21 protein-coding genes, 1 tRNA gene and 1 pseudogene are annotated in these 23,803 nt (G+C 70.2%); 8 read left to right on the forward strand and 15 right to left on the reverse strand.

The annotated features are described in order from the left end of the window. Positions 1–60: 60 nt before the first annotated feature. From ACFU9P_RS12890 to ACFU9P_RS12905, 4 genes and pseudogenes are all read right to left on the reverse strand, one after another. Entirely contained in the window at positions 61–891 is an 831-nt protein-coding gene (locus ACFU9P_RS12890) for an MBL fold metallo-hydrolase (RefSeq protein ID WP_384079551.1), read from the reverse strand. A 332-nt stretch (positions 892–1,223) separates the two neighbouring features. After that, positions 1,224–2,180, reverse strand: a pseudogene (locus ACFU9P_RS12895) (hypothetical protein); the annotation flags it as partial. Positions 2,181–2,432: 252 nt separating this feature from the next. Continuing rightward, entirely contained in the window at positions 2,433–2,930 is a 498-nt protein-coding gene (locus ACFU9P_RS12900) for a RidA family protein (protein WP_384079554.1), read from the reverse strand. Beyond that, entirely contained in the window at positions 2,927–3,088 is a 162-nt protein-coding gene (locus ACFU9P_RS12905; protein WP_093601778.1) for a DUF4177 domain-containing protein, read from the reverse strand. Before ACFU9P_RS12905 ends, ACFU9P_RS12900 begins: the two co-directional genes overlap by 4 nt. Positions 3,089–3,160: 72 nt before the next feature. Here ACFU9P_RS12905 and ACFU9P_RS12910 point away from each other — a divergent pair, with 72 nt between their 5' ends. Both ACFU9P_RS12910 and ACFU9P_RS12915 read left to right on the forward strand, forming a co-directional pair. After that, the gene (locus ACFU9P_RS12910; RefSeq protein WP_376373424.1) at positions 3,161–4,126 is read left to right on the forward strand and encodes an ArsA family ATPase; all 966 of its coding nucleotides are present in this window, start codon (positions 3,161–3,163) and stop codon (positions 4,124–4,126) included. Between the two features lie 322 nt (positions 4,127–4,448). Next, the gene (locus tag ACFU9P_RS12915; protein ID WP_376373427.1) at positions 4,449–5,816 is read left to right on the forward strand and encodes an ArsA family ATPase; all 1,368 of its coding nucleotides are present in this window, start codon (positions 4,449–4,451) and stop codon (positions 5,814–5,816) included. Positions 5,817–6,123: 307 nt separating this feature from the next. On the opposite strand, the gene ACFU9P_RS12920 is transcribed toward ACFU9P_RS12915, so the two are convergent. Beyond that, positions 6,124–6,468, reverse strand: coding sequence for a WhiB family transcriptional regulator (locus ACFU9P_RS12920; RefSeq protein ID WP_030353248.1), 345 nt, complete (start codon positions 6,466–6,468; stop codon positions 6,124–6,126). Positions 6,469–6,864: 396 nt separating this feature from the next. Between ACFU9P_RS12920 and ACFU9P_RS12925 the strand changes: the two genes are divergently transcribed. Continuing rightward, positions 6,865–9,141, forward strand: a complete 2,277-nt coding sequence (locus ACFU9P_RS12925; RefSeq protein ID WP_376373430.1) for a transglycosylase domain-containing protein — start codon at positions 6,865–6,867, stop codon at positions 9,139–9,141. A gap of 484 nt (positions 9,142–9,625) precedes the next feature. On the opposite strand, the gene ACFU9P_RS12930 is transcribed toward ACFU9P_RS12925, so the two are convergent. Beyond that, complete coding sequence (locus ACFU9P_RS12930; RefSeq protein WP_376373433.1) at positions 9,626–10,087, reverse strand: GatB/YqeY domain-containing protein; 462 nt, start codon at positions 10,085–10,087, stop codon at positions 9,626–9,628. A 77-nt stretch (positions 10,088–10,164) separates the two neighbouring features. Between ACFU9P_RS12930 and ACFU9P_RS12935 the strand changes: the two genes are divergently transcribed. Next, entirely contained in the window at positions 10,165–11,094 is a 930-nt protein-coding gene (locus ACFU9P_RS12935) for a metallophosphoesterase (protein ID WP_384079561.1), read from the forward strand. Positions 11,095–11,179: 85 nt separating this feature from the next. Further along, positions 11,180–11,253: transfer RNA gene (locus ACFU9P_RS12940), tRNA-Pro, on the forward strand. Positions 11,254–11,420: 167 nt separating this feature from the next. On the opposite strand, the gene ACFU9P_RS12945 is transcribed toward ACFU9P_RS12940, so the two are convergent. The 4 genes from ACFU9P_RS12945 to ACFU9P_RS12960 all read right to left on the reverse strand — a co-directional run bounded on the left by ACFU9P_RS12945 (position 11,421) and on the right by ACFU9P_RS12960 (position 17,563). Beyond that, a complete protein-coding gene (locus ACFU9P_RS12945) occupies positions 11,421–13,202 on the reverse strand; it encodes an ABC transporter ATP-binding protein (protein WP_384079564.1) in 1,782 nt (593 codons plus the stop codon). After that, positions 13,199–14,380, reverse strand: a complete 1,182-nt coding sequence (locus ACFU9P_RS12950) for a hypothetical protein (RefSeq protein WP_384079567.1) — start codon at positions 14,378–14,380, stop codon at positions 13,199–13,201. The genes ACFU9P_RS12945 and ACFU9P_RS12950 overlap by 4 nt, the downstream gene beginning before the upstream one ends. A 6-nt stretch (positions 14,381–14,386) precedes the next feature. Further along, positions 14,387–15,445: a DUF1611 domain-containing protein gene (locus tag ACFU9P_RS12955; protein WP_384079570.1), complete on the reverse strand. Its 1,059-nt coding sequence runs from the start codon at positions 15,443–15,445 to the stop codon at positions 14,387–14,389. Positions 15,446–16,081: 636 nt separating this feature from the next. Further along, positions 16,082–17,563: a metallophosphoesterase gene (locus tag ACFU9P_RS12960; RefSeq protein ID WP_384079573.1), complete on the reverse strand. Its 1,482-nt coding sequence runs from the start codon at positions 17,561–17,563 to the stop codon at positions 16,082–16,084. A gap of 923 nt (positions 17,564–18,486) precedes the next feature. Here ACFU9P_RS12960 and ACFU9P_RS12965 point away from each other — a divergent pair. Further along, entirely contained in the window at positions 18,487–19,254 is a 768-nt protein-coding gene (locus ACFU9P_RS12965; protein WP_376373550.1) for an SDR family NAD(P)-dependent oxidoreductase, read from the forward strand. A 48-nt stretch (positions 19,255–19,302) separates the two neighbouring features. On the opposite strand, the gene ACFU9P_RS12970 is transcribed toward ACFU9P_RS12965, so the two are convergent. From ACFU9P_RS12970 to ACFU9P_RS12980, 3 genes are read right to left on the reverse strand one after another with little or no spacing between them, the layout of a single operon-like run. Next, positions 19,303–19,911, reverse strand: coding sequence for a flavoprotein (locus ACFU9P_RS12970; RefSeq protein WP_384079576.1), 609 nt, complete (start codon positions 19,909–19,911; stop codon positions 19,303–19,305). Then, positions 19,908–20,684 (reverse strand): L,D-transpeptidase, encoded by a 777-nt coding sequence (locus tag ACFU9P_RS12975; protein WP_384079579.1) that lies wholly within the window; start codon positions 20,682–20,684, stop codon positions 19,908–19,910. The genes ACFU9P_RS12970 and ACFU9P_RS12975 overlap by 4 nt, the downstream gene beginning before the upstream one ends. Next, a complete protein-coding gene (locus ACFU9P_RS12980) occupies positions 20,674–21,189 on the reverse strand; it encodes a SigE family RNA polymerase sigma factor (protein ID WP_376373558.1) in 516 nt (171 codons plus the stop codon). The genes ACFU9P_RS12975 and ACFU9P_RS12980 overlap by 11 nt, the downstream gene beginning before the upstream one ends. Before the next feature lie 118 nt (positions 21,190–21,307). On the opposite strand from ACFU9P_RS12980, the gene ACFU9P_RS12985 reads away from it, so the two are divergent. Continuing rightward, the gene (locus ACFU9P_RS12985; RefSeq protein WP_384079583.1) at positions 21,308–22,345 is read left to right on the forward strand and encodes a L,D-transpeptidase; all 1,038 of its coding nucleotides are present in this window, start codon (positions 21,308–21,310) and stop codon (positions 22,343–22,345) included. A gap of 128 nt (positions 22,346–22,473) precedes the next feature. Beyond that, positions 22,474–22,734, forward strand: a complete 261-nt coding sequence (locus tag ACFU9P_RS12990; protein ID WP_376373848.1) for a hypothetical protein — start codon at positions 22,474–22,476, stop codon at positions 22,732–22,734. A gap of 178 nt (positions 22,735–22,912) precedes the next feature. Here ACFU9P_RS12990 and ACFU9P_RS12995 read toward each other — a convergent pair whose 3' ends face one another. Next, entirely contained in the window at positions 22,913–23,212 is a 300-nt protein-coding gene (locus ACFU9P_RS12995; RefSeq protein ID WP_384080043.1) for an ArsR/SmtB family transcription factor, read from the reverse strand. A gap of 185 nt (positions 23,213–23,397) precedes the next feature. Continuing rightward, positions 23,398–23,667, reverse strand: coding sequence for a twin-arginine translocase TatA/TatE family subunit (locus ACFU9P_RS13000; protein WP_384079586.1), 270 nt, complete (start codon positions 23,665–23,667; stop codon positions 23,398–23,400). Positions 23,668–23,803 lie beyond the last annotated feature (136 nt).

The following is a 23,803-nucleotide window of genomic DNA, read 5'->3' on the forward strand; positions in this document are numbered from 1 at the left end:
TCCGGTCCGGAGGAGACCCTTCGGCTTTACGGCCGAGCCCGCTCGTACCCCTGGCGGACGCTAGATGAGCCCGTGCTCGCGCAAGTACTCCAGCTGCGCCCGTACGGAGAGTTCGGCGGCCGGCCAGAGCGAGCGGTCCACGGCCGCGTACACATGGGCGACCACTTCGGCGGGCGTACGGTAGCCGTTCTCGACGGCCGTCTCGATCTGGGCGAGCCGGTTGGCCCGGTGGGCAAGGTAGAACTCGACCGCGCCCTGGGCATCGTCCAGTACGGGCCCGTGCCCCGGCAGCACCGTACGGACCCCGTCGTCGACCGTCAGCGAGCGCAGCCGGCGCAGCGAGTCGAGATAGTCGCCGAGCCTGCCGTCCGGGTGCGCGACGAGCGTCGTACCGCGGCCGAGGACGGTGTCGCCGGTCAGCACCGCGCGGTCGGCGGGCAGATGGAAGCAGAGCGAGTCGGCGGTGTGGCCGGGGGTGGGGACGACCCGTAGCTCAAGACCGCCGGTGGTGACGACGTCCCCGGCCGCCAGCCCCTCGTCCCCCAGCCGCAGCGCCGGGTCCAGGGCCCGTACATGGGTACGCGTCAGGGCGGCGAAGCGCGCCGCGCCGGCCGCGTGGTCCGGGTGGCCATGGGTGAGCAGGGTCAGCGTGATCCGCTTGCCGGCGTTCTCGGCGGCGGCGATGACCGCCTTGAGATGTACGTCGTCGAGCGGGCCCGGGTCGATGACGACGGCCCGCTCGGAGTCCGGCTCCGAGACGATCCAGGTGTTGGTGCCGTCCAGGGTCATCGGGGAGGCGTTCGGGGCGAGGACATTGACGGCGCGCGCGGTCGCCGGGCCGGACAGCACCCCGCCGCGCGGCTGGCCGGGGAGTGCGGCGGCGTCGGTCATCGGGGGCCTCCGGTCGGGGTGTGGCCGCTGATCGGGTCCTGCGCGTCCGGGTCGGTGGCGGCGGGGATGACGCCATCGGGGGATGCGGCGCCATCGGTGGACATGGCGTCACCGGCGGACGCTGAGCCATCGGTGGTTACGTGGCCATGGCCGTCGGTGGCTATGGCGTCGGAGGGTACGGCGTCGGAGGCGCCTCCGGCATCCGGCCCGGGCTCTCGCTTCGGCTTTGGCTCCTGCCCCGGCTCCGGCTCATGTCCCGACTGCGGCTCCGGTCCCGGCTCCCGCTTCGGCTCCGGCCCCAGTCCCGGTCCCTGCACCGGCTCCGAAACAGGCGCGGCAGATCCAGCAGGCCCGGCAGGCCCCGCCGGGTCCACGCGCTTCGTGAACTCGTCGTGTCCCGGCCAGCTCAGTACCAGCTCCTCGCCCTCCAGCCGGGCCGTCGCCAGTACGGGCGCCATGTCCCGGCCCTCGGCCCCGGCGAGCGCCTCTGCGGCCGTACCGTACGACTGGAGCTGACGCAGCATCGCGACCGTCGGCGGCATCATCAGCAGCTCGCCGCTGTCGTACGCCCGTGTCGCCTCGGCGGGCCGGATCCACACCGTACGGTCGGCCTCCGTGGAGGCGTTCCTCGTACGCTGCCCGGCCGGGAGTACGGCCACGAAGAACCAGGTGTCGTAGCGGCGCGGTTCGAATTCCGGCGTGATCCAGCGGGCCCACGCGCCCAGCAGATCGCTGCGCAGCACCAGCCCGCGCCGGTCCAGGAACTCCGCGAAGGACAGTTCGTGGGCGGCCACGGCGGCCCGGTCGGCCTCCCAGTCGTCGCCGGTGGTGTCGCGTACGACCGTCTCTGCGGACTCGCCCGCGAGGAGGACTCCGGCCTCCTCGTAGGTCTCCCGTACCGCCGCGCACACGATGGCCTGTGCGGAGGCCGCGTCGACGCCGAGCCGACGCGCCCATACGTCACGGGCGGGCCCCGCCCACCGTACGACCCGGTCGTCGTCCCTGGGATCGACTCCGCCGCCCGGGTACGCGTACGCGCCCGCGGCGAAGGCCATGGAGGCGCGGCGACGGAGCATGTGCACGTAGGGCCCGGGGCCGCCGGGACCCGTATCCGTACCCGTTTCCGTACGCGTACCCGTACCCGTATCCGTACTCGTGGAGCCGGGCGGTCCGTCGCGCAGGAGCATCACCGTCGCGGCCCGCCGGGGTTCCGCCGGGGTGATCTCACCGGCGGCGAGGGCGCGGATCCGCTTCGGCCATTCGGGCGGGTACCACTGACCATTCGGCATGGCCGGATGCTATGCGCTGGCGCGGTGAGGTTCGAGGGGAACCCAAGCGCAGTGGGGCAACTCATGCTCGGTGGGGCACGCGTGCTCAGGACGTGAGGCACTCGTGCCCAGCAGATCCGCGCGCCTCAGCCACTTCAGGGGAGACGACCGTCTCAGAACGAGACGACCGCCCCAGCAGACACGGCTGCCCGGCACGCGTCGTACTCCTCGCGCACCGGGCAGGACCGCCGTCAAGCAAGCGCCCGAGCGGGCTCAGTCCTCCGGGATCAGTTCGACCTGGATCTCGACCTCGACCGGAGCGTCCAGCGGCAGCACCGCCACGCCCACGGCGCTACGCGCGTGCACACCACGCTCGCCCAGGACCTGCCCGAGCAGTTCGCTCGCGCCGTTGAGGACGGCCGGCTGCCCGGTGAAGCCGGGGGCCGAGGCGACAAAGCCCAGGACCTTGACCACGCGGGCGATACGGTCCAGGTCGCCGATGACCGACTTGACCGCGGCGAGCGCGTTGAGGGCGCAGGTACGGGCGAGTTCCGCGGCCTCTTCCGGACTGACCTCGGCGCCCACCTTGCCGGTGACCGGAAGCTTGCCCTCCACCATCGGGAGCTGCCCCGAGGTGTAGACGTACGTACCCGTCCTGACCGCGGGCTGATAGGCGGCCAGCGGCGGTACGACCTCGGGCAGCTTGAGGCCCAGTCCGGCGAGGGCAGCCTCGACGGCCCCGGCCCCGGCTACCGCTCCGGCTCCGCTCACGCTGTCTTCTCCCGCTTCAGATAGGCCACGAGCTGCTCGGGGTTGTTCGGCCCGGGAACGACCTGGACGAGCTCCCAGCCGTCCTCGCCCCAGGTGTCCAGAATCTGCTTGGTCGCGTGCACGAGAAGGGGCACGGTCGCGTATTCCCACTTGGTCATGCGCCCGACTGTAGCCGCCCCGCGCGGCCGCCTCGTGCGTAGCCCGCGGCCCCACTGGTTAGGCTCGAATACGTGAGCAGGCTCCAGGTCGTCAGCGGCAAGGGCGGTACCGGTAAGACGACGGTCGCCGCCGCCCTCGCGCTCGCCCTCGCGACCGAGGGCAAGCGCACCCTCCTGGTCGAGGTCGAGGGCAGACAGGGGATCGCGCAGCTCTTCGAGACGGAGGCCCTTCCGTACGAGGAGCGGAAGATCGCCGTCGCCTCGGGCGGCGGCGAGGTGTACGCGCTGGCCATCGACGCCGAGCGCGCGCTTCTCGACTATCTCCAGATGTTCTACAAGCTCGGCAGCGCGGGCCGGGCGCTGAAGAAGATCGGCGCGATCGACTTCGCCACGACGATCGCGCCCGGCGTCAGGGACGTACTGCTGACCGGGAAGGCATGCGAGGCGGTACGGCGGAGGGACCGGCAGGGACGTTTCACTTACGACTACGTGGTGATGGACGCGCCACCGACCGGTCGTATCACCCGTTTTCTGAATGTGAACGACGAGGTGGCGGGGCTGGCGAAGATCGGCCCCATACACAATCAGGCGCAGGCGGTGATGCGGGTCCTGAAGTCACCGGAGACGGCGGTGCATCTCGTCACGCTGCTGGAGGAGATGCCGGTCCAGGAGACCGCGGACGGCATCACCGAGCTGAGGGGCGCGGAGCTGCCCGTCGGCAAGGTGATCGTGAACATGGTGCGCCCGCATCTCCTCGACGAGGCCGCCGTACGGGCCGCGGCCGGCGACCGTCGCAAGGAGGTCGCGAAAGCCCTCGCGGCGGCCGGGCTGAGCGCGCCGACCAGGCTGGTCGGGCCGCTGCTCGAACAGGCCGCGGAGCATGCGCAGCGGGTGGAGCTGGAGCGCGAGCAGCGGGGCGTACTGGCGAAGCTCGGGGTGCCGGCGTACGAACTGCCGCTGATCGGGGAGGGGATGGACCTCGCGGGTCTGTACCGGCTGGCGGCGGAGCTGCGGAGCCTGGGGAAGGCCTTCTCGTGAGCCGGGGGTCCTGGTGCGGCCGCGGTTCCGGTGCCTGTGCCGGTGCCGCGTGTGCCGGTTCCGACGCCTGTGCCGGTTCCACCTGTGCCTGTGGCGGTGACGGTGCCGGCGGCGCTGCCCGTAACGGCCGTACGAGAGGTCTGCTCCGCTCGTCACGGTCACGCCGATCCCGTTGCTCCCGACCACGTACGTCCCGCTCCAGCCTCCGTACGTCCCGCTCCCGCACGATGTTTCACGTACCGCTGTCGCACTACGTACCGCTGTCGCACCACGTACCCCTCGCCCACCTGCCCCTGGACCCGAAGGACCGGGAGGTCCTCGCATGACGCTGCACCCGGCTGCCGCCCCGCTCGCCATCGATCCGCTCCTCGACGACCCGGCCACCCGCATCATCGTGTGCTGCGGCTCCGGCGGTGTCGGCAAGACGACGACCGCGGCGGCTCTGGGCGTACGGGCGGCGGAGCGCGGCCGCAAAGCGGTCGTACTGACCATCGATCCGGCCCGCCGGCTGGCGCAGTCGATGGGGATCGACTCGCTCGACAACACCCCGCGGCAGGTGAAGGGCGTCGAGGGGCCCGGCGAACTGCACGCCATGATGCTCGACATGAAGCGGACCTTCGACGAGATCGTCGAGGCGCACGCCGACGGGGACCGGGCCCGGGCGATTCTGGAGAACCCCTTCTACCAGTCCCTGTCGGCCGGTTTCGCGGGCACGCAGGAGTACATGGCGATGGAGAAGCTGGGGCAGTTGCGGGCCCGTGAGGAGTGGGACCTGATCATCGTCGACACGCCGCCGTCGCGCTCGGCGCTGGACTTCCTGGACGCGCCGAAGCGGCTCGGGTCCTTTCTCGACGGGAAGTTCATCCGGCTGCTGATGGCGCCCGCGAAGATGGGCGGGCGGGCCGGGATGAAGTTCCTGAATGTCGGTATGTCGATGATGACGGGGACGCTCGGCAAGCTGCTGGGCGGTCAGTTCCTGCGCGATGTCCAGACGTTCGTGACGGCCATGGACACGATGTTCGGCGGCTTCCGTATGCGCGCGGACGCCACGTACCGGCTGCTCCAGGCGCCGGGCACGGCCTTTCTGGTGGTCGCGGCTCCGGAGCGGGACGCGCTGCGCGAGGCCGCCTACTTCGTGGAGCGGCTGGCGGCCGAGGAGATGCCCCTGGCCGGGCTGGTCCTCAACCGGGTCCATGGCAGCGGCGCCGCCCGGCTGTCGGCCGAGCGGGCGCGGGCCGCGGCAGAAAATCTTGAAGACGGCCGCATTGTGGATCAGGAGGCTGGGAAGGCTGTTGAGCGTGGCGGTGCTGCCCCGGACGGCTCTTCTCCCGAAGCCCCCGGGACGTACGAGGCCACGGAAGCCGCCGCAGCCGCAGATCCCCCCGCCGCAGGACCTCCCGAAGAACATGCTTCGCCCGACCCCGCCGCGCCCGCGTCGAATCCCACGTTCGCGCAGGCTTCTGACGCACGCTCTGTCACAACTGTGGAACAACTGACCGCGGGTCTGCTGCGCCTGCACGCCGAGCGCATGCAGGTCCTCGCGCGCGAGCAGCGGACTCGTGACCGCTTCACCGCACTGCATCCCGAGGTGGCGGTGGCCGAAGTGGCCGCCCTGCCGGGCGATGTTCACGACCTCGCAGGGCTCAGGGCCATCGGCGAACGTCTCGCGGACGGTCGGGCTACGACCTGAACGGCGAGACGTCGTAGGGGCGGCGCGGCTGATCGAGCCGCGACAGCCTTGGACGTGCTTGTGCGTGCATACCGTGCGTCTGCGTACGAATCTTGTGGAGCCTGGAGCCGAATGACGAACCGTCTCGCGCTCAGCTACGGAGAACCGTTTCGGCCGTTCGGTCCGACTTCGGCCGTACGGTTCGACCGCACCCCTCACCACCACGCCACCGGACCGCACTCGCCCCACCCGCCGGCGTGTTGACCTCGTGTTGGCCTGCTGACCTGCGGGTCGGCATCATCCGGTCGGCCCGGCCGCCGTTCGGCGGCTACCCGACCGCGGCGTACGTCTCGTACGTCTCGTCATCCTCCAAGCCCACGGGCAGCAGGCCCGCGCTGCGTTCGTACTCCGTGCGCGCGGTCTCAAGCAGCCGTCGCCACGAGGTGACGGTCGGGCGCCTGCGCAGCAGTGCGCGGCGCTCCCGCTCGGTCATTCCGCCCCACACGCCGAATTCGACGCGATTGTCCAGCGCGTCGGCCAGGCATTCCGTACGCACCGGGCATCCGGTGCACACCGCCTTGGCCCTGTTCTGCGCCGCACCCTGCACAAACAGTTCATCTGGATCGGTAGTGCGGCAAGCTGCCTGCGCACTCCAGTCGGTTACCCAGCCCATGCTGGCGCCGTCCTCTCCCGAATTGAGGCTCCCCCACGGCGGCAGCGGCATATTCACCGCTGCCAGTTGAGGACGTTACGGAAGGCGGGCACAGCGCAACACCCCCCTCGGGCCCAATCTTGAATGGCCCGAACGGACTATGCGTACGCGGCAGATCACCCAGGGGAGTGACCCCGGGGCATAACCGGCTTATCCGACACGGCCGGACATTTCACTTGAGTCACAACGGGCACCCGGCGACGGGCCGGGGCGTACCGGACATCGCTTCCCGCGTTTCGGGTTCACCGGAAGTTCATGTCGGAGGCTTGATGCGCAACCACTCTGCTGTGACAGTTGAGAACAGCTTAGGCCAGAGCCTTGACGCGTGTCCGGCGAATGAGAACGTAGGCTGCCCTCATGCCAAAGAAGCGCTCGGGCGGGGGTCTGACCGGGACCCAGCAGGCCGCCAAATTCCTCGGTGTCAGCGTGCTCGCGGGAGCGGTCCTGGCAGGAATCGCTCTGCCGGCCTTCGGCGCGCTGGGGCTCGCAGCCAAGGGAACCGTCGAGGGATTCGACGAGATTCCCGCCAACCTCAAGACTCCGCCGCTGAGCCAGCGGACCACGATTCTGGACTCGCAGGGCGGCCGTATCGCCACGGTCTATTCGCGCGACCGTACTGTCGTACCGCTCAAGGACATCTCTCCGTACATGCAGAAGGCGATCGTCGCGATCGAGGACTCGCGCTTCTACGAACACGGGGCCGTCGACCTCAAGGGCGTGCTGCGCGCGGTCAACCGCAACGCCCAGTCGGGCGGCGTCTCCGAGGGCGCCTCCACCCTGACCCAGCAGTACGTGAAGAACGTCTTCGTCGAAGAGGCGGGCGATGACCCGGAGAAGGTCGCCGCGGCCACCCAGCAGACCCTGGGCCGCAAGATCCAGGAGCTGAAGTACGCGATCCAGGTCGAGGAGGAGCTGGGCAAGAAGAAGATCCTGGAGAACTATCTGAACATCACCTTCTTCGGGCAGCAGGCGTACGGCGTCGAGGCCGCCGCCCAGCGCTACTTCTCCAAGTCCGCCAAGGATCTGAAGCTGGAGGAGGCGGCGCTGCTCGCGGGCATCGTCCAGTCGCCGAGCCGGTACGACCCGGTGAACGACGAGGAGGAGGCCACCAAGCGGCGCAACACCGTGCTCCAGCGGATGGCCGACGTCCGCGACATCTCGCAGGCGGAGGCCGACCGCGCCAAGGCCACGCCGATCAAGCTCAATGTGAGCCGCCCCAAGAACGGCTGCATCACGGCGGTCAGCGGAGCGGGCTTCTTCTGTGACTACGTACGCTCGGTCTTCCTCACCGATCCGGTCTTCGGCAAGGACCGCGAGGAGCGCGCCAAGGTGTGGAACCAGGGCGGGCTGACGATCCGTACGACCCTGGACCCGCAGGCGCAGAACTCGGCGCAGAACTCGATCAAGGACCATGTCTTCCAGAGCGACGCGGTCGCGACGGCGCTGACCATCGTCGAGCCGGGGACCGGCAAGATCATGGCGATGGGCCAGTCTAGGCCGTACGGCTTCGGGAAGAACGAGACGCAGATCAATCTGTCCGTCGACCAGAAGATGGGCGGCGGCGCGGGCTACCAGCCGGGGTCGACCTTCAAGCCGATCGTCGCGGCGGCCGCGCTGGAGCGGGGCATTCCGGCGACGCAGACGTACCCGGCCCCGTACAAGATGACGTACCCGACGCCGGTGCAGACCTGCGACGGCCCCTGGACCGACCGGGACGTGCCGGTCGAGAACGAGAACGAGTCCGAGGTCGGGCCGTACGGGATGAAGGAAGCGACCGCCAAGTCGGTCAACACGTACTACGTCGAGCTGATCAGCCAGATCGGCGTCTGCCCGGTGACCGAGCTGGCTGACAAGATGGGCGTCAAGCGGGCCGACGGGAAGAAGATCCAGCAGGTCCCCTCGATCACGCTGGGCACGCAGGAGGTCTCGCCGCTGACGATGGCCTCGGCGTACGCCACCTTCGCCAGCCGGGGCATGTACTGCACGCCCATCGCCATCGAGTCGATCACCGGCCCCAACAAGAAGCCGATGCCGGTGCCGAAGTCGAAGTGCGAGCGCGCGATGTCCGAGACGACCGCGGACACCGTCAACACGCTGCTGAAGGGCGTGGTGGAGGACGGTACGGGTACGGAGGCGGGCCTCGGCAGCCGGCCGAGCGCGGGCAAGACCGGTACGACGGACTTCCGCTACGCGGCCTGGTTCGTGGGGTACACGCCCAACATGTCGGGCGCGGTATGGGTCGGGGACCCACGGCACTCGAAGAAGATGGTCGACATCACCATCGGCGGCGAGTGGCACGAGAAGGTCTTCGGTGGCGAGGTTCCGGGGCCGATCTGGAAGGACGCCATGTCGGGCGCGCTGGACGGGCGGCCGGCTCTCGGCTTCACCGAGGTCAATATCCCGGACGCGCCGAAGGGCCGCGACGAGGACCCGAACAAGCCGGGCAACGACAACGCGGGTCAGGACAACGGCGGCCAGGACGGCGGGCCCGGGGGCAACAACGCGGGCCAGGACCCGATCTTCCCCGGGGGTCCGCAGCCGGGGCTGATCGGCGGCGGTGGCCGCGACGGCGGCGGTAATGGGAACGGCGGCAACGGGAGCGGCGGCCAGGACGGCGGCGGCAACTTCCCGTAGGCGAGCCGGCTTTTCAGCAGAGCGAGGCGCCCGGTCGGTGAGAGATCACGGACCGGGCGCTTCTGTGTGGGCGGGGGATGTGTGGGGGCGGGACGTGTGGGCGGCACATGTGGGCCCAGTACATGCCGGTGTAGGGGCACGGCATGTGCGGACGGGACATGTGGGCGCGGCACGTGTGGGCGCGGGACATGTGCTCTGGGCACGTGTGCGCGAGGTACACGTGGGCACGGCACGTGTGCGCGCCGTACATGCCGGTGTGCTGGCGTGTGTGCGGGCGGCGGGCTCGTACGTACGACTCGTACGTGCCGCTCGTACGGCCGTACCGCGGTATGACCGTACGACGGTCGTACGTACAGCTCATCCGGCATACGGCCGGTCGGCCGGGCCCGGCGGGTGCCAGCCGGACCCGGGGGCTGCTGCCGGACCGGAGGGCTAGCCAGGCCCGGGGGGGCCACCCGGGCCCGGGGGCGCCCGCCGGACCGGGTCAGGCGAGGGAGCGCTTGACCAGGGCGGCGACGCGGCCGCCCTCGGCGCGGCCTGCGACCTTCGGGTTCACGATCTTCATCACGGCACCCATCGCGCGCGGCCCCTCGGCGCCCGCCGCCTTCGCCTCCTCGACGGCCTGGGTGACGATGGCGCTCAGCTCCTCGTCGCTGAGCGGCGCGGGCAGATACGTGTCGAGCAGCGCGCCCTCCGCCCGCTCCCGCTCGGCCTGCTCCGTACGCCCCCCCTGGGCGAAGGCCTCCGCCGCCTCACGGCGCTTCTTCGCCTCCTTGGCGATCACCTTCTGCACCTCGTCGTCGGAGAGCTCGCGCGCCTTCGTGCCCGAGACCTCCTCCTTGGTGATCGCGGAGAGCGTCAGCCGGAGCGTGGCGGAGCGCAGCTCGTCGCGGGCCCTGATGGCCTCGGTGAGGTCTTCCTTCAGCTTGGACTTAAGGCTGGTCATGGGGGCAAGTGTGGCAGGTGCACCGTCGTACCGGCCCACGGATTACGCGCCGGTACGGTGTCTGCGACGATGGGCACATGCTTGCACGCTACGGAGTACCCCTGGGAATCGCGGCAGTCGGCGCGGCCGGCATCGCCTACGCCGCCGGCTTCGAAGCCCGTTCGTTCCGGCTGCGGCGGATCTCCGTACCGGTGCTGCCGCGCGGGATGCGCGATCTCCGGGTGCTCCAGGTGTCGGACATCCACATGGTGAGCGGCCAGCGCAAGAAGAAGCGCTGGCTCCAGTCGCTGGCGGGGCTGCGCCCCGACTTCATCGTGAACACGGGCGACAACCTGTCCGACCCGGAGGGCGTACCGGAGGTGCTGGACGCACTGGGGCCGCTGATGGAGTTCCCGGGTGTCTATGTCTTCGGCTCGAACGACTACTACGGCCCGAAGCTGCGCAATCCCGCCCGCTACCTGTTCGAGAAGGCCCAGGGGCGGCACGGCCTGAACGGCAACGCTCCGGCCGTCTCCGCGGTGCACAACCCGTGGGAACCGATGCGCGACGCCTTCGACGCGGCGGGCTGGGTGGGCCTCAACAACACGCGCGGCCGGCTCAAGATCGACGGCCAGGAGATCGCCTTCACGGGCGTCGACGACCCGCACATCAAGCGGGACAGGTACGAGCGGGTGGCCGGCGGCCCCGACCCGGACGCGGACCTCTCGATCGGCGTGGTGCACGCCCCGTACCTGCGCTCCCTGGACGCCTTCACCGCCGACGGCTACCCCCTGATCCTGGCGGGCCACACCCACGGCGGACAGCTCTGCATCCCCTTCTACGGAGCGCTGGTCACCAACTGCGACCTGGACACGGACCGCGTCAAGGGCCTCTCCACCCACCACTCCGCGGGCCGCACCTCGTACCTCCACGTCTCCGCGGGCTGCGGCACCAACCGCTACACCCCCCTCCGCTTCGCCTGCCCCCCCGAAGCCACCCTCCTCACCCTCACCAGCCGCCGCCCCTGACCCCCCGCAGCCACCCCAAAACCGGATTTCGTCTCCGGCCAGCGGTGGGCTAAAGTAATCGATGTCGCCGCCACACGAGCGACATCGGGGTGTAGCGCAGCTTGGCAGCGCGCTTCGTTCGGGACGAAGAGGTCGTGGGTTCAAATCCCGCCACCCCGACAGCCGAAACACCAGCTCAGGGGCCGGATCCGCACTGCGGATCCGGTCCCTGAGTGGTTTGTGGGGTCGTCCTGCGAGCCGTTTGGGAGTCGAGTGCCCGGGCGGCGCCCGCGCGTAGGTCTTGTTGGACGGAGCGGCAGCTCCGGCCGTGTCGGGGGCTGGGCCGTTCAGACGGTCCGGCGGGTTGCTCGCGCGGTCTCGCGGCGGCCCGACGGGGAGGCCGGGCTGTGTCGCATGCGCAGGGCGCCGTCGTGGAGGTGGATGGTGCGGGTGGCGAGGCGGGTGAGGGCCGGGCGGTGGGTGGTCATGACCGCTGTCCGGTTCTCGACCAGGCGGCCGAGCGCGCGGACGACAAGTTCTTCGGCGGCGTTGTCCAGTCCCGTGGTGGGTTCGTCGAGCAGCACAACGGGGGCGTCGGCAAGCAGGGCGCGGGCGATGCCGACGCGCTGGCGCTGGCCGCCGGACAGTCCGGCGCCTCGGTCCGCGAGCCGGGTGCCCAGGCCATCGGGCAGGCGTTCGGTGAACTCGGTGACCAGGGCTGCCTCCGCCGCCCGCGCGATCTCGTGCGGGCCGGCGTCGGGGCGGGCGTAGCTGATGTTGTCGGCGATGGTGCCGGAGAACAGGAACGTGTCCTGCAGCACGACCGCGATCTGGCGGTGCAGCCAGATGGCGGGGAGGTCGGTGAGGGGAAGTCCGTCGAGGAGCAGGTGGCCGCGGGTGGGCGGGTAGAGCCCGGCGATGAGGGAGAGCACGGTGGATTTGCCGGAGCCGTTGGGTCCGAGCAGCACGAGGTGTTCGCCGGGGTGGACGGTGAGGTCGAAGTGGTTCAGGACGGGGCCGCGGCCGTAGTCGAGGGTGATGTCGCGCAGGTCGATCCGGCCGGTGGCGCGGTCGGGCAGGCGCCGGTGTGGTGTCGGGGGCGGCGATGGCTGGTCGAGGATGGCGGCGACGCGTTCCGCGGAGGCCGCGCCCTGGGGGAAGGTGATCGAGAGGCGGGACATCGATCGCATGGGCTTGATCATGTCTTTGAGGTAGCTGGTCACCACGACCAGCAGACCGACGGTCCACCAGTGGTTCACAACACCGAGGCCGCCCGTCCACAGCAGTGCCGCGGTGGCCACCGCTGCGGCGGCTTCGAGCAGTGGAGTGAATCGGGCCCGCAGTTCGACGCTGCGCAGGCCGGCGTCGAGGGTGGTGCTGTTGCCGGCGGCGAAATGCGTGTCGTGCAGATCCTGGCGGCCGAAGGCATGGATGGTACGGATGCCTTGAAGGGATTCGGTGACGAAGGCGGCGAGGTGTCCTTCGGCGGCGCGCTGCCGCCGTTCCGTCTGGCGGGTCAACCGGGTGTAGCGGGCGGCCGTGAAAAGTATCAGCGGGGCGCCTCCGATCGCTATCAGCCCCAGGCGCCAGTCGACGGAGAGGATGACGGTGGCGTAGCCCGCGAAGGCCAGCAGTCCGGGCAGAAGTGTGGAGAACAGGTCGACCAGAGCGTCCTGGATCCGGCTGGTGTCGACCGCGACGCGGCTGGTCAGTTCCCCGGCGGCCTGCCGGTCGTGGTAGCTCATGGGGAGCCGTTGCATGTGGGCGAAGACGTCCGTGCGGATCTCCGCGGTGATGCGCTCTCCGGCGCTGTTCATCACACGGTCACCGAGGTAGTCGAAGGTCCCCGAGGCGAGAGTGATCAGCAGCAGCGCGACGGCGGCTACGGTGAGCATGGCCAGCGGGGACTCGCCCACGATGCCCGTGAGCCAGACCAGTGGGCCGCTTGTCCGGCCCTTGAGCACGTTGTCGATGACCAGCGCCAGCGGCCAGGGTGCCGCCAGGTCGGCGATCAGTTCTCCGATGCGCAGTCCCACGCCGAGCACGAGTGTGCCCAGGTGCGGGCGGCCGTACGAACGGAATCGCCACAGGTGTCGCATCATTCCCACATCGGCGCGGCGGCTCTTCATCTGCCCACCTCCCCGGTCAGGTCCGCGCGGGCGGCGTCTTTGAGGGCTGTGTTGCTCGCGCCGGGGCGTATGCCGTGCTCGGCCATGGCGGTCAGCACCACCGGCGCGAGTCCGGGGTCGGCACGCGTGATCGCGGACAGCAGCCGGGAGAACTGGCGGCGCTCGTTCAAGGCGTCCTTGGTCAGGGCGTCCTTGGCCAAGGCCTCGTTGGCCAGGGCGTCCTCGGTCAAGGCCTCCTTGGCCAAGGCGTCTTCGGTCGAGGCGTCCTCGGTCAGCCGGGCGGGGTCTGCTCCGGTCGACTCCATGCCGCGCAGCAGCGCCGCATCGAAGCGCGCCGCGTCGGCACCCGTGGCGATGACCCGCTCACGAGCGGACCAGCATGCCGATGCCCACACGGTTCCGTCGGCGTGCGGGTCCTGGTCCCGCCCGCCCAAGAAGTGCGCCATTGTCCACCGGGGCTGCAGTTTGCGGCGCCGCGGGTCCCACTCGGCGATGGCCCCGCGGTGCCAGCCGTAGATGTCCGGGGTGCCCAGCAGGATGGCCGTGAGGACATCTGCCGTGCCCTCGTCCAGGGCGATCTTCAGGTTCGTCTGCTGCTCCGGAGGACGCAGCCGGTTGAGCCGGAAGTCCGCGGTGTGCCGGCACACATGATGGCCGACCTCGTGACAGATGATCGCGGCGTTGTGTGCGGGGGCATGGAAATACCGGCTGCCGTCCGGCGCCGGAACAAATCCGGCGCCGCCCCCCAGATGGACCTCACCCGTACAGCTGAGATCGGCGGGCTCGTCCGTGAGTGACGCCCTGGGAAGCCGGTAATGCCCTCCGTGCCAGCGGCGGGGCTGGTTGTGCATCCCGATTCTGACCAGCAGGTGCGGGAGAGGGTGGCCGAGCAGGGCTGAAGCGAACCGCAGGGCACGCTGGACGTGGAAGGCCGTGTTGGTCACTCCGAATGCCCGGGCCTGCCGGTCTGCGGCGTCGTCAGCCAGGGGGCCGCCACCGGCCGCGGGGTCGAACATCAACGTGGAGCCGTCGAACAGCCGCCCGCCGCGCTCGTCACGGACCGTGGCCTCGGGCAGCACCACTTCGGCCGGCCGCAGATCGAGGACGTCCAGGGCGGCTTCGCGCAACTGCCCGGGCCGGGTACGCCCGTCAGGTACGTAGACGATCGCCGGGATCACGGGGCATCAACCCCGGGCAGCGACGTCGGCGAAGGGTCCCGCCGTGGTGGCGGTCTGCCGGACCGGTGCACGCACCAGGTCCACTGCCGCGCCGTTTGCCAGCTGTGGCGGGGACAGGACCGGCAGTCCCGTGGCCGCGTGTGCTTCCTGGGAGGCAAGGGGGCTGGCGGTCACCAGGCCACTGATCATGCGTACCGGGACCCCCAGTCCCTGCAGGATCGTCACCCCGGCCACCGCGTCCAGCGCGTTGGCCGCCGCCAGTACGACACCGTGGGCGAATCCGGGCAGGCACTCGGCAAGCGCCCGTGTCTCGGACTGCAGGAGCCCGTCGGCTATCTCCAGTACGACCGCGTCCGCGCCGTCGTCGACCAGGGCATCGCGGATGGCGATCATCGTGGACTGCAGCCGCTCGACCGGATAACCGAACGTGGAGGACATGCCGAAGTCGAGGAATTCGGCTACGGCGCTGGCGCCCGCGTCGATGTACATCCAGCGGTCCTTGCCGCTGCCGGAACCGGTGACCTTGCCCGCACCGGCAGCCAGTCCGGCTCGCGTCCAGCCGCACACCAAGGCCGACGCCGTCGTGGTCTTGCCCGCGTTCATCGACGAGCCGAGCACAACCAGAGTGCCCCACTCCGGCGCCATGTGCGGCGACGGCGTCCGCGCATAGTGTTCCAGCGACAGTGGCATCCCGGACCGGTCGTTCAGCGTGCCGATCACCTTCAACTCGGTCGGTGGCAGCCGTCGCGCATGCGCCGAGGCGACCGTTCCCACAAGGCCGCCCGCCGTCAGCAGATGGACGTTGGACCCGGTCGGCAGGTAACCCTCGTAGAAGTCCGTGGCATACCGGTTGCCGTACGCACCCACGACGATGTCGCCCGAGTAGAGACGGACGCGCCGACCGTGGACATCCTCCAGATGGTCAAGCTCGCCGAGGCGGGCCACGGTGGCAACCACGAGATCCCCGAGCTGCGGTTCGCGAACCGACCCACCGGGCACAGTCGCGTCCCGGTCGTTGATTCTGCGCGTCACATAGCCCCACTTGGCCCCGGCAAAGTCTCTCATCGCGGATCCCTCACGGTGCGGGTCGGGCCCTTGCCGGTGCCCGAACGAGTGGTCGTCCCTTCGATCGCTCCCACCCATGATCGGTGCTCCCGCGATCGATCGCATTGTGGTGGCCGCTCTGGCGGTGACCGATGAGGCGAAGGTCCGGGGCCAGAGCGGGAGTCCGCGGGTCCCAAAATTCTCGGCGGGTACGGTGGTCAAGGCGCTGCCGCGGGCCTACCGGGAGAGCTACGAGTTCGAGCAGACTCCCGCCGGGGCCGGATTCGTGTACGACACACCCATAGAGACCGAAGACTTGAGGGACCGAAAACTTGCACTGTCTGACGACGGTCCGTCAGCCTTTGCGGGTAAGTCCCGCCATCAGCGGACGCGGAACTATAAGTACAGCAGCAAGGCACGGCAACCGCGGCGACTAGCAGTGACCGTCAACAACCCTGCACGGCCTCCGACGTGCGTAGATGCCCTCAGCGACCGCTGTGCCCGTGACTCGGGACGAAGAGGTCATGGGTTCAAATCCCGCTACCCCGACCGTGAAGTATCAGGTCAGAGGGCCTGATCCGCAGTGCGGGTCGGGCCTCACCCGGCCGCCGACCCGTCGGCCCTGATCGGCGTCCCTGATGCCGGCCCCGGCCCCAGTCACCTGGCGGCCAGGGTGGCACCCGTACCGTCCGGTGACGGTACGGTCGGCCGGTTGTGGATGCCGGACAGGTCGTGTGCGGTCACGCTGTTGCGGTCGTGGACGCTGCGGCCGAGGGCGAATTGCGGCCAGATCCCGGCGGCCTGGTGACGGCTGCGTTCGCTCCACTCCCTGGCCGGACCGCTCCTGGTCTTGTAGTAGTTGAGCGCGTAGCCGCCGGAATGGACCCTCAGCAGGCAGAACCCGCCGGGATACTCCTTCACCGCGCTGACCTCCTGAAGTGTCACGCCGGGCGTCTGCGGCACGACGGTCCGCTTGTTGCGGTGGGTGTGGCCCGCGTGGTGCAGGAAGACCCCGGGCGCCGAGGCGTACCCGTCCAGGATCGACCGGGCCTGTCGCCTGTCCAGGCGCTGGCCGCTGGTAACCGGGAAGGGCGAGTGCGGTACGGCCAGCGGATGGTGGCCGAACACCACCGTGGGCTGGTCCTTGTGCTGCTTCAGGCCGGCCCGGAACCAGGACAGTTGTTCTTCCGAGAGCCCGCCGGCGCCGCCGCCGTTTCCCGGCTTGTCGTAGGTGTCCAGGCCGACGATGCGCAGACCGTGCAGGTCCCGGGAGAAGTACGTGGGCCCGTCGCCCTCGAAGAAGCCGTCTCGGAAGCAGTCGCGCGCCCTGGGGCGGTCGTGGTTCCCGCGGGCGACGAAGTAGTCCTCGCCGTAGGTGCCGAATCCGTCGAGGATCTCCTTCGCCCTGCCCAGGTCAACCGATCCGCCCTCGGCGGAGATGTCCCCCGCGGCCAGCAGATAGTCCGCCCCGCGCCGAGCCGCGTCCTCCACCAGGGCCCGGCTCATCACCTCCGGGTACGGCGCGAGCCCCGGGCTCTGCGCGATGCCACGCAGCAGCGGGATGCCGGCGATCCGCCCGGCAGTGGTCTCACCGAGGTGGAGGTCGTTGCACAGCGCGATCGAGAACAGGTAACGCCCTGGCGGCGGTTGGGGTGTGGTGAAGGAGTAGGGCCCTGCCGAGCCAAGCCCGTACGAAGAGGTGCCCACCGCGTTGCCCGAGACGAGGTGCAGAGGGGTGGGCGTGGCTGCCCTGCCCCGGGAGCGGGCACGGTAGTAGTACGTCTGGCCCGGTTCGAGGCCGGTCAGTTCCACATAGTGGTACGCACTGAGGCCGTCCTCCACCGCACTGCGGTCCAGCCGGGCGGGATGCGTGCCGTAGACGACCTCTCCTTCGGTGGCGGCGGGAAGCATGCGGCCGAGGCCGTCGTCGGTTCCGGGGACGCCGGTGTACCAGGTGACGACGGCCCGGTCCTCGGTAAGCGTGACCAACTCCAGGTTGACGGCCGACACGGCGTCGGGGCCGCGGTGACGGCCGGACCCCGTACAGCGCCGGGAGTCGAGGGCGGCCACCCGCGACGCGGAGGCGATGACCGCGGCCCAATGGAGGAGTTCCTGGCGGGTGGAGCGACAGCAGCGCATGTCCGGGCAGTGCCCGTGGGCCATGAACGCCCGAGAAGCTTCCGTCGGCACCGTCACGTATGCGGAGTGACATCTCCCTCCGGCCACCGCCCCGCCGGCCGGTTGTCGGCCGTACGACGCCGGTCGGCCGTACGACTCCGGAACGTCCCGAGCCCCGGGGCGTGTAGTACGAGCCGCTCCGCTGCCTCGGCGAGAGGCAGCCTGGGCTCCCGTGCGGGTTGCCGCAGGCTGCGGTGGCTGGGGTTGTTGATCTGAAGCTTGTCGGGCGGCGGCAGTACGAGCGTCGCTGCCGCGAGTTGCGCGGCCCGCTGGCGTAGGCCCCCACGCTGGGGCGGGACAATACCGCGCTCACCTGGCCCACCGCCGCCTGGTGCCACGAGGACGGGACGCTGCTGGTGAGCACTCGTCCCGGCGCCCGGGCGATGGTTCATGGACTGGTACTACCTGCGGCTTTTCATCACGGTGACGCCGGTCGAGGTGAGCGTACGGGCGCCGCCGGCCGAGCTGGTCTCGTCCGACAGGCCCACCGCGGCAGCGCCGGGCGATCTGCCTCGTACCGATCGTGCTCGTACCGACCCGCTCGGCGCCGGGCAGCGCCAGCCTGCTGGTCCACCGGCACGACGACCGGCTGTCCGACATGCACAACGCACTCGTCCGCGGCGAGGTCAAGGCCGACGGCGACCACTGGGTGCTCGTACCCACCTCAGTCGTCGAACCCATGGGCTCCGGCCGGCCCCGGGCGGCGTCGGCAGTGCGGTTGCCTCTCTCGCCCTGTCGGTGTCGGTGGGGGCTGGGAGTGTGGGGGTGGGGCGTTGGCGGTCGGGGCGCACCGCACTCGTGCAGGTTCCTCAAGGCGCCCGGGGCAGCCGCTATGTTGTCGTAACAGAAATTGTTCCCTTCACAATCTCAAAGGATTTGATGTCATGGGACAGCTCGACAGCAAGGTGGCCCTCGTCACCGGCGGAACGACCGGGATCGGCCGTGGGATCGCGGAGCGGCTGGCCGCCGAGGGGGCGACGGTGTACGTCACCGGGCGGCGGAAGTCCGAGCTGGACGAGGCCGTGGAGGTCATCAACGGGCGGGCGACCGGTGAGCGGGCCATCGGCGTGCAGAGCGATGTGTCGAATCTCGACGACCTCGACCAGTTGTACGAAATGATCGGGACCCGCAGCGGACGGCTGGACGTCCTTGTCGCCAACGCCGGCGGCGGCACCCTCGCGCGGCTCGGGGAGATCACCGAGGAGGAGTACGACCGTACCTTCGACATCAACGTCAAAGGGCTCCTCTTCACCGCTCAGAAGGCGCTCCCCCTGCTCCCCGACGGTGCCTCGATCATCGTCCTCTCCTCGATCAACGCCTCGCTCGGCCTTGAGAACATGAGCGTCTACAGCGCCACCAAGGCCGCCATCCGCAACCTCGCCCGCACCTGGGCCGCCGAACTCGCCGGGCGCGGCATCCGCGTCAACGCCATCAGCCCCGGCCCCATCGAGACGCCCGGGATCTTCAGGATGGCCGGTGACGAGCCGCAGGCCGCGAAGGAGTTGAAGGACAGCCTTACGGCGCGGATCCCGCTCGGCCGGATGGGCCGGACGGACGAGGTGGCCGCCGCGGCCCTCTTCCTCGCCTCCGACGAGAGTTCCTTCACCACCGGGGCCGAACTGTTCGTCGACGGCGGCTACGCGCAGGTCTGATCACGCCACCGCTGCGGGGCTGCCGGTGTCGTCACGGGGCCCTCGGCGTCACATCTTTGGAGCGAGCAGGTCCAGCGCCTCCTCCCAGCGGAAGTCCGCCGCCGCGTCGGCGGCGCGGTCGGGCTGGTGGGGGGTGTGCGTACCGATCAGGACGTTCATCTCGCGCAGCCGGTCCAGGCTCTGCCGGTACGCGGGGTGGGCGGCCTGGGCCGCGTTCAGATAAGGCAGTACGGCGGTGGGGACGCCCATTCCGTACGCCTCGCACAGGATGCCCACGGCCAGGGTGTCGGAGATGCCCGCCGCCCATTTGTTGATCGTATTGAACGTCGCCGGGGCCACCGCTATCGCGTCCGGCGGCGGGAGGGGGCGCGGCTCGCCGGGGGTGCGCCAGGCCGAGCGGATCGGATAACCGGTTCGGGCGATGATCGCATCGGTGTCGATGAACCTCAGGGCGTGCGGGGTGGCGATCACACCCACATCCCAGTGCCGCTCCTGTGCCGCGGCGACAAGGGTGGTGACGTCCGCGGCGATCCCGGCCGCGCAGACGACGACGTACAGAAACGGGTTCCTGTGCTCATCGCCTGGTCGGTCAGTCGGCTGATCCGACCGTCGGTCAGTCGGCCGGTCGCTCGGCTGATCCCTGAACTGATCCGTCATTGCCCGCTCCCTTGCCCGCTCCCTTGTTGAATCGCGGCCCCCTCGACCGCCGCCCCCTCGACCGCAACGATGTCTCCCGGCCGGAGCCGCTCGTACAGCCACTCGGCGTCGGACGAGCGCAGGCCGATCCAGCCGTGGGTGGTGTCCTGCCGGCCGGGGGCGTTCTCGTTGTACGTCATGGCGACGATGTAATTCGTACGGTTGTCGGGGGTGCGCAGTTCGATGACCCATGGCAGCCTGACCTCGTACTCGCTCCCCAAGCCCGCGTCCGCGCCCACACCCTCGGTGGGCATGAGCTTGGTGCGGTGCTTGGCGGTGACGGTCATCCGGCCCGTGGGCGTGGGGGCCTTGAGCATGCCAGAGGAGATGGGCAGCTCGCGGCCCGCGACGGTCAGCAGCCGACGCGAGAGATCGGCTGTGCCCGCGGGAGGTGCCGAGGCGTTGTGGCTCGCCGCCGGGGTTGCCCGCTCGGCGGGACCGCCCTGACCGACACCGAGGCCGACGGTCAGAGCCACGACAACGGCTCCCGCGGCGACAGCCCCGCCCGCCAGTGCCGCGCCTCGCCTCCGGCCGCGTCGTACGGCGGCACGGCGCCTGATCTCCGCACCCGGAAGACGCGGAGGACTCTCGTGCGACTGGGCCAGTTCGCGCAGCGCGCCGGTGAGTTGGGCACGGGAATGCGCGTCGGCTCCCGCTTCCGCGCCGAGGCCGGTGCGGTCGGCAGGGTCACTGCGGTGAGTAAGGCCGTCGGGGGCGGTGAGGTCATCGGACACGGCCGTCCTCCTTCTCACCCTGTTCATCGGCGTCGCCCACGGAGAGATGCCGGGCGAGCGCCGCCCGGCCGCGCGCCAGACGGGCCTTGACGGTTCCGACAGGGGCGCCGGTTTCGGAGGCTACCTGCTCCACGCTCAGGTCGCACAGATGGTGCAGGACGACCGCCGTCCGCTGCGCCTCGGGCAACTGCCGCAGCGCCGCGACCAGCGCCGTACGTTCGGGGTCCGGGCCGGGGGTGTGTTCGGGGGCGGGGGTACGGCGTACCAGCTCCAGCCAGCGGCGCGCCCGGCGCCACCGGCTCACGGCGAGCCGCATCGCCACCGTACGGATCCAGGCCTCGGGAGCCTCGTCGGCCAGGAAGCTCTGCCGCCGGTCCCAGGCCCGTACGAATGCCTCCTGGACGACGTCCTGCGCTTCGCCGTGGTCCCCGGTCAGGGCGTACAACTGGCCCGTCAGCCGAGGGAACGCGGACGCGTAGAAGGCGTCGAACTCGTCCTCGGTCATGCCCCCGTCGGCCCCCTCCCCGTACCGACCGCACCGAACTTCTCGGTTTCTTGTGCAACCCGTTCGGCTCCGTGGTGCGTACAGGTCGCGTACATCGAAACACAAGAGGGGGAATCCCATGATCTCGGGAGTCAGGGCCGGTCGTCCGGCACGTAGCAGTGGTCGTTCGGCCCGCGTCCGGAGCGCGGCGGCCGTCTGCGCGGCAGCAGCCGCACTCACGCTCGCACTCGCGGGCTGCTCGGCCCAGGCAGGCACGGGCGGTACGGACGGTACGAGCGGCAGCGCCGGTGATACGAAAGGGAAAGCCGATCAGAAGCAGCCCGCCGCCGCGGACGCCGCCGCCCGGCACGCGAGCCCCAAAGCGAAGCCCACTTCAGCGACGCCCTCGGCGACTCCAGAGCCCGCGGCGCTCAAGAACGTACGGATCAATGTCACCGACGGACAGACCGTGGGCGTCGGCATGCCCATATCGATCACATTCGACCATCCCGTTCCGGCCGCAGAACGGGCCGCTGTGGAGCGGCTGTTGACGGTCTCGACCTCGACGGGCGTCACCGGCTCCTGGAGCTGGATCAAGGACCGCAATCTGCTCGACGGACAGCGGATCGACTACCGGCCGCGCCAGTTCTGGACGCCAGGCACAAAAGTGACCGTACGGGCCGGCTCCGGCGTTACCCGTAACTTCGCGGTCGGCCGCTCGTTGGTCGCGACCGTCGATGTACGCACCCACACCATGACCGTCGAGAAGGACGGCACCACCCGGCAGGTCCCGATCACCGCGGGCGCCCCGGGCATGGACACCTGGAACGGCACCATGGTCGTCTCCGACAAGCAGCGCCGGGTGCTGATGGACTCCCGTACGGTCGGCTTCGGCGACGCGTACAAGGGCTACTACTCGTACGCCGTCCACCTCACCGCCTCCGGCACCTATCTGCACCAGAACCCCAAGGCGGACACCTACGCGGGCCGGCGGAACGTCACGCACGGCTGCGTCGGCCTCGCGACGGACGGCACAGCCAGGCGCTTCTACGAGGAGGTCATCCCGGGGGACGTGGTGCGGGTGACCGGTTCAACGGAGACGGTGGCGGCGGGCAACGGTTACGGGGACTGGAACCTGGATTGGGAGGAGTGGCGGGCGGGCAGCGCACTACGCTGAGTCCGGTCGCGGTCACGACGGGATGCGGATTCGCGTACGGACCGGTAACCGCAACCGGTATCTGCAACCCGGTATCCGCATACGTCAAAGGTTGCGCACGCATTAAAGTTATCTGTATGGGCATGCGCATGGGCGATCACGATCACAGCAGAACGAAAAGCAGGCCGGAGCGCGGAACGGAGTGGGAGACCGCGGTCCTCGACGGAGGGCCGGCGGACGGGGTACGCATGCGGGTCGTCGGCCGGCCCTCGGTGGTACAGGTGACGTACCCCTGCGAGGTGGAGGGTCCCGCAGGCGGGGCGCAGGTGGAGGCGCTGTACGTGTACCGGCGCGATCCGCGCGTACAGGCGGAGCCACTGCGGTACGGGTTCGACCAGGCGAGCCCCTGAGGGGTACGGGAACGGAGTCCCCGGGGCGAGACGTACGGGCATGAGGGCCGGGGCCGGACCGCGCAAGCAGCACTTCCGGTCGGCAGCGGGAGCCGGGCCCAGTCGGCAGCAGGCAGCGCTTCCGGTCAGCTGCGGGAGCCGGGCGCGGCCCGGCCTCCGCTGCCGCCCCGGCTCCCGCTCAGGCAGGGCGGGCCGGCGGGCGTGCGGCACGGTCGGTCAACTGCCCCAGCATCAGCCGGACTACGGTCACGACGTCGGGATCGTCGACGAAGTACACCTGTCTGCGCCCCTCGCGACGCGACCGTACGAGCCCGGCCAGCTTCAGCTTCGTCAGATGCTGGCTCACGGCCGGGAGCGCGCCGCCGACCCGCTCGGCGAGTCCGGTGACATCGCTCTCGCCCTGGGCCAGCGCCCAGACGATATGCAGCCGCGCGGGCGATGCCAGCAGTCCGAACGCGGCGGCGGCCTCGGCGAGCACCTCGGCGGGCGGGTCTCCGGAGCCGGGGTGCCTGGAGCCGGGGCCTCCGGAGCCGGGGTTCGCGGAGCCGCCGACGTCTGCCGCCACGATCGCTCTCCCGTCCCGCAGGGTCCTTCGACCCGAACCCGCCCGAACCAGAACCCGACGGCTCAGTCTAGGCGCGGGGGGCCAGTCACCCCACGGGCTCACGGCCGCGCAGGCGGATCGTTCCGCTCGACGATCGTGCCGGTCACGACACGGCCGCCGGACGCGGTGGTCCCCGGCCCCGTCTCCGTACCCGGCCCCGCGGCCGCCCCCGCTCCCTCGCCCTCCTTCTCCTTCTTCAGCGCCTTCGTCTCGCTCTTGAGGATCCGCGCGGCCTTTCCGGCCGAACGGGCCAGCTCAGGAAGCTTCTTGGCGCCGAGGAGCACCACAACGACAATGAGGATCAGGGCAAGTTCGCTCAAGCCGAACATCGGATCTGCTCTCTCCCGGGACGGACGGGACCGGTGTGTGGCCGGTACGGGACCGATGCGGACGCATCGATATCTACAGGGCTGTAGAAGTATCCCGTACCGTATGACCGGCCAACAAGCCCACACTCAACAAGCC

The sequence above is a fragment of the Streptomyces sp. NPDC057617 genome (assembly GCF_042800555.1).
Classification (GTDB): domain Bacteria; phylum Actinomycetota; class Actinomycetes; order Streptomycetales; family Streptomycetaceae; genus Streptomyces.

Bases quoted from the DNA above. Each gene is read 5' to 3' on its own strand.
- ACFU9P_RS12890 (WP_384079551.1), bottom strand. From the start codon at position 891: ATGACCGACGCCGCCGCACTCCCCGGCCAGCCGCGCGGCGGGGTGCTG.
- ACFU9P_RS12905 (WP_093601778.1), bottom strand. From the start codon at position 3,088: ATGACCAAGTGGGAATACGCGACCGTGCCCCTTCTCGTGCACGCGACC.
- ACFU9P_RS12915 (WP_376373427.1), top strand. From the start codon at position 4,449: ATGACGCTGCACCCGGCTGCCGCCCCGCTCGCCATCGATCCGCTCCTC.
- ACFU9P_RS12920 (WP_030353248.1), bottom strand. From the start codon at position 6,468: ATGGGCTGGGTAACCGACTGGAGTGCGCAGGCAGCTTGCCGCACTACC.
- ACFU9P_RS12925 (WP_376373430.1), top strand. From the start codon at position 6,865: ATGCCAAAGAAGCGCTCGGGCGGGGGTCTGACCGGGACCCAGCAGGCC.
- ACFU9P_RS12930 (WP_376373433.1), bottom strand. From the start codon at position 10,087: ATGACCAGCCTTAAGTCCAAGCTGAAGGAAGACCTCACCGAGGCCATC.
- ACFU9P_RS12935 (WP_384079561.1), top strand. From the start codon at position 10,165: ATGCTTGCACGCTACGGAGTACCCCTGGGAATCGCGGCAGTCGGCGCG.
- ACFU9P_RS12945 (WP_384079564.1), bottom strand. From the start codon at position 13,202: ATGAAGAGCCGCCGCGCCGATGTGGGAATGATGCGACACCTGTGGCGA.
- ACFU9P_RS12955 (WP_384079570.1), bottom strand. From the start codon at position 15,445: ATGAGAGACTTTGCCGGGGCCAAGTGGGGCTATGTGACGCGCAGAATC.
- ACFU9P_RS12960 (WP_384079573.1), bottom strand. From the start codon at position 17,563: ATGCGCTGCTGTCGCTCCACCCGCCAGGAACTCCTCCATTGGGCCGCG.
- ACFU9P_RS12965 (WP_376373550.1), top strand. From the start codon at position 18,487: ATGGGACAGCTCGACAGCAAGGTGGCCCTCGTCACCGGCGGAACGACC.
- ACFU9P_RS12970 (WP_384079576.1), bottom strand. From the start codon at position 19,911: ATGACGGATCAGTTCAGGGATCAGCCGAGCGACCGGCCGACTGACCGA.
- ACFU9P_RS12980 (WP_376373558.1), bottom strand. From the start codon at position 21,189: ATGACCGAGGACGAGTTCGACGCCTTCTACGCGTCCGCGTTCCCTCGG.
- ACFU9P_RS12985 (WP_384079583.1), top strand. From the start codon at position 21,308: ATGATCTCGGGAGTCAGGGCCGGTCGTCCGGCACGTAGCAGTGGTCGT.
- ACFU9P_RS12990 (WP_376373848.1), top strand. From the start codon at position 22,474: ATGGGCGATCACGATCACAGCAGAACGAAAAGCAGGCCGGAGCGCGGA.
- ACFU9P_RS13000 (WP_384079586.1), bottom strand. From the start codon at position 23,667: ATGTTCGGCTTGAGCGAACTTGCCCTGATCCTCATTGTCGTTGTGGTG.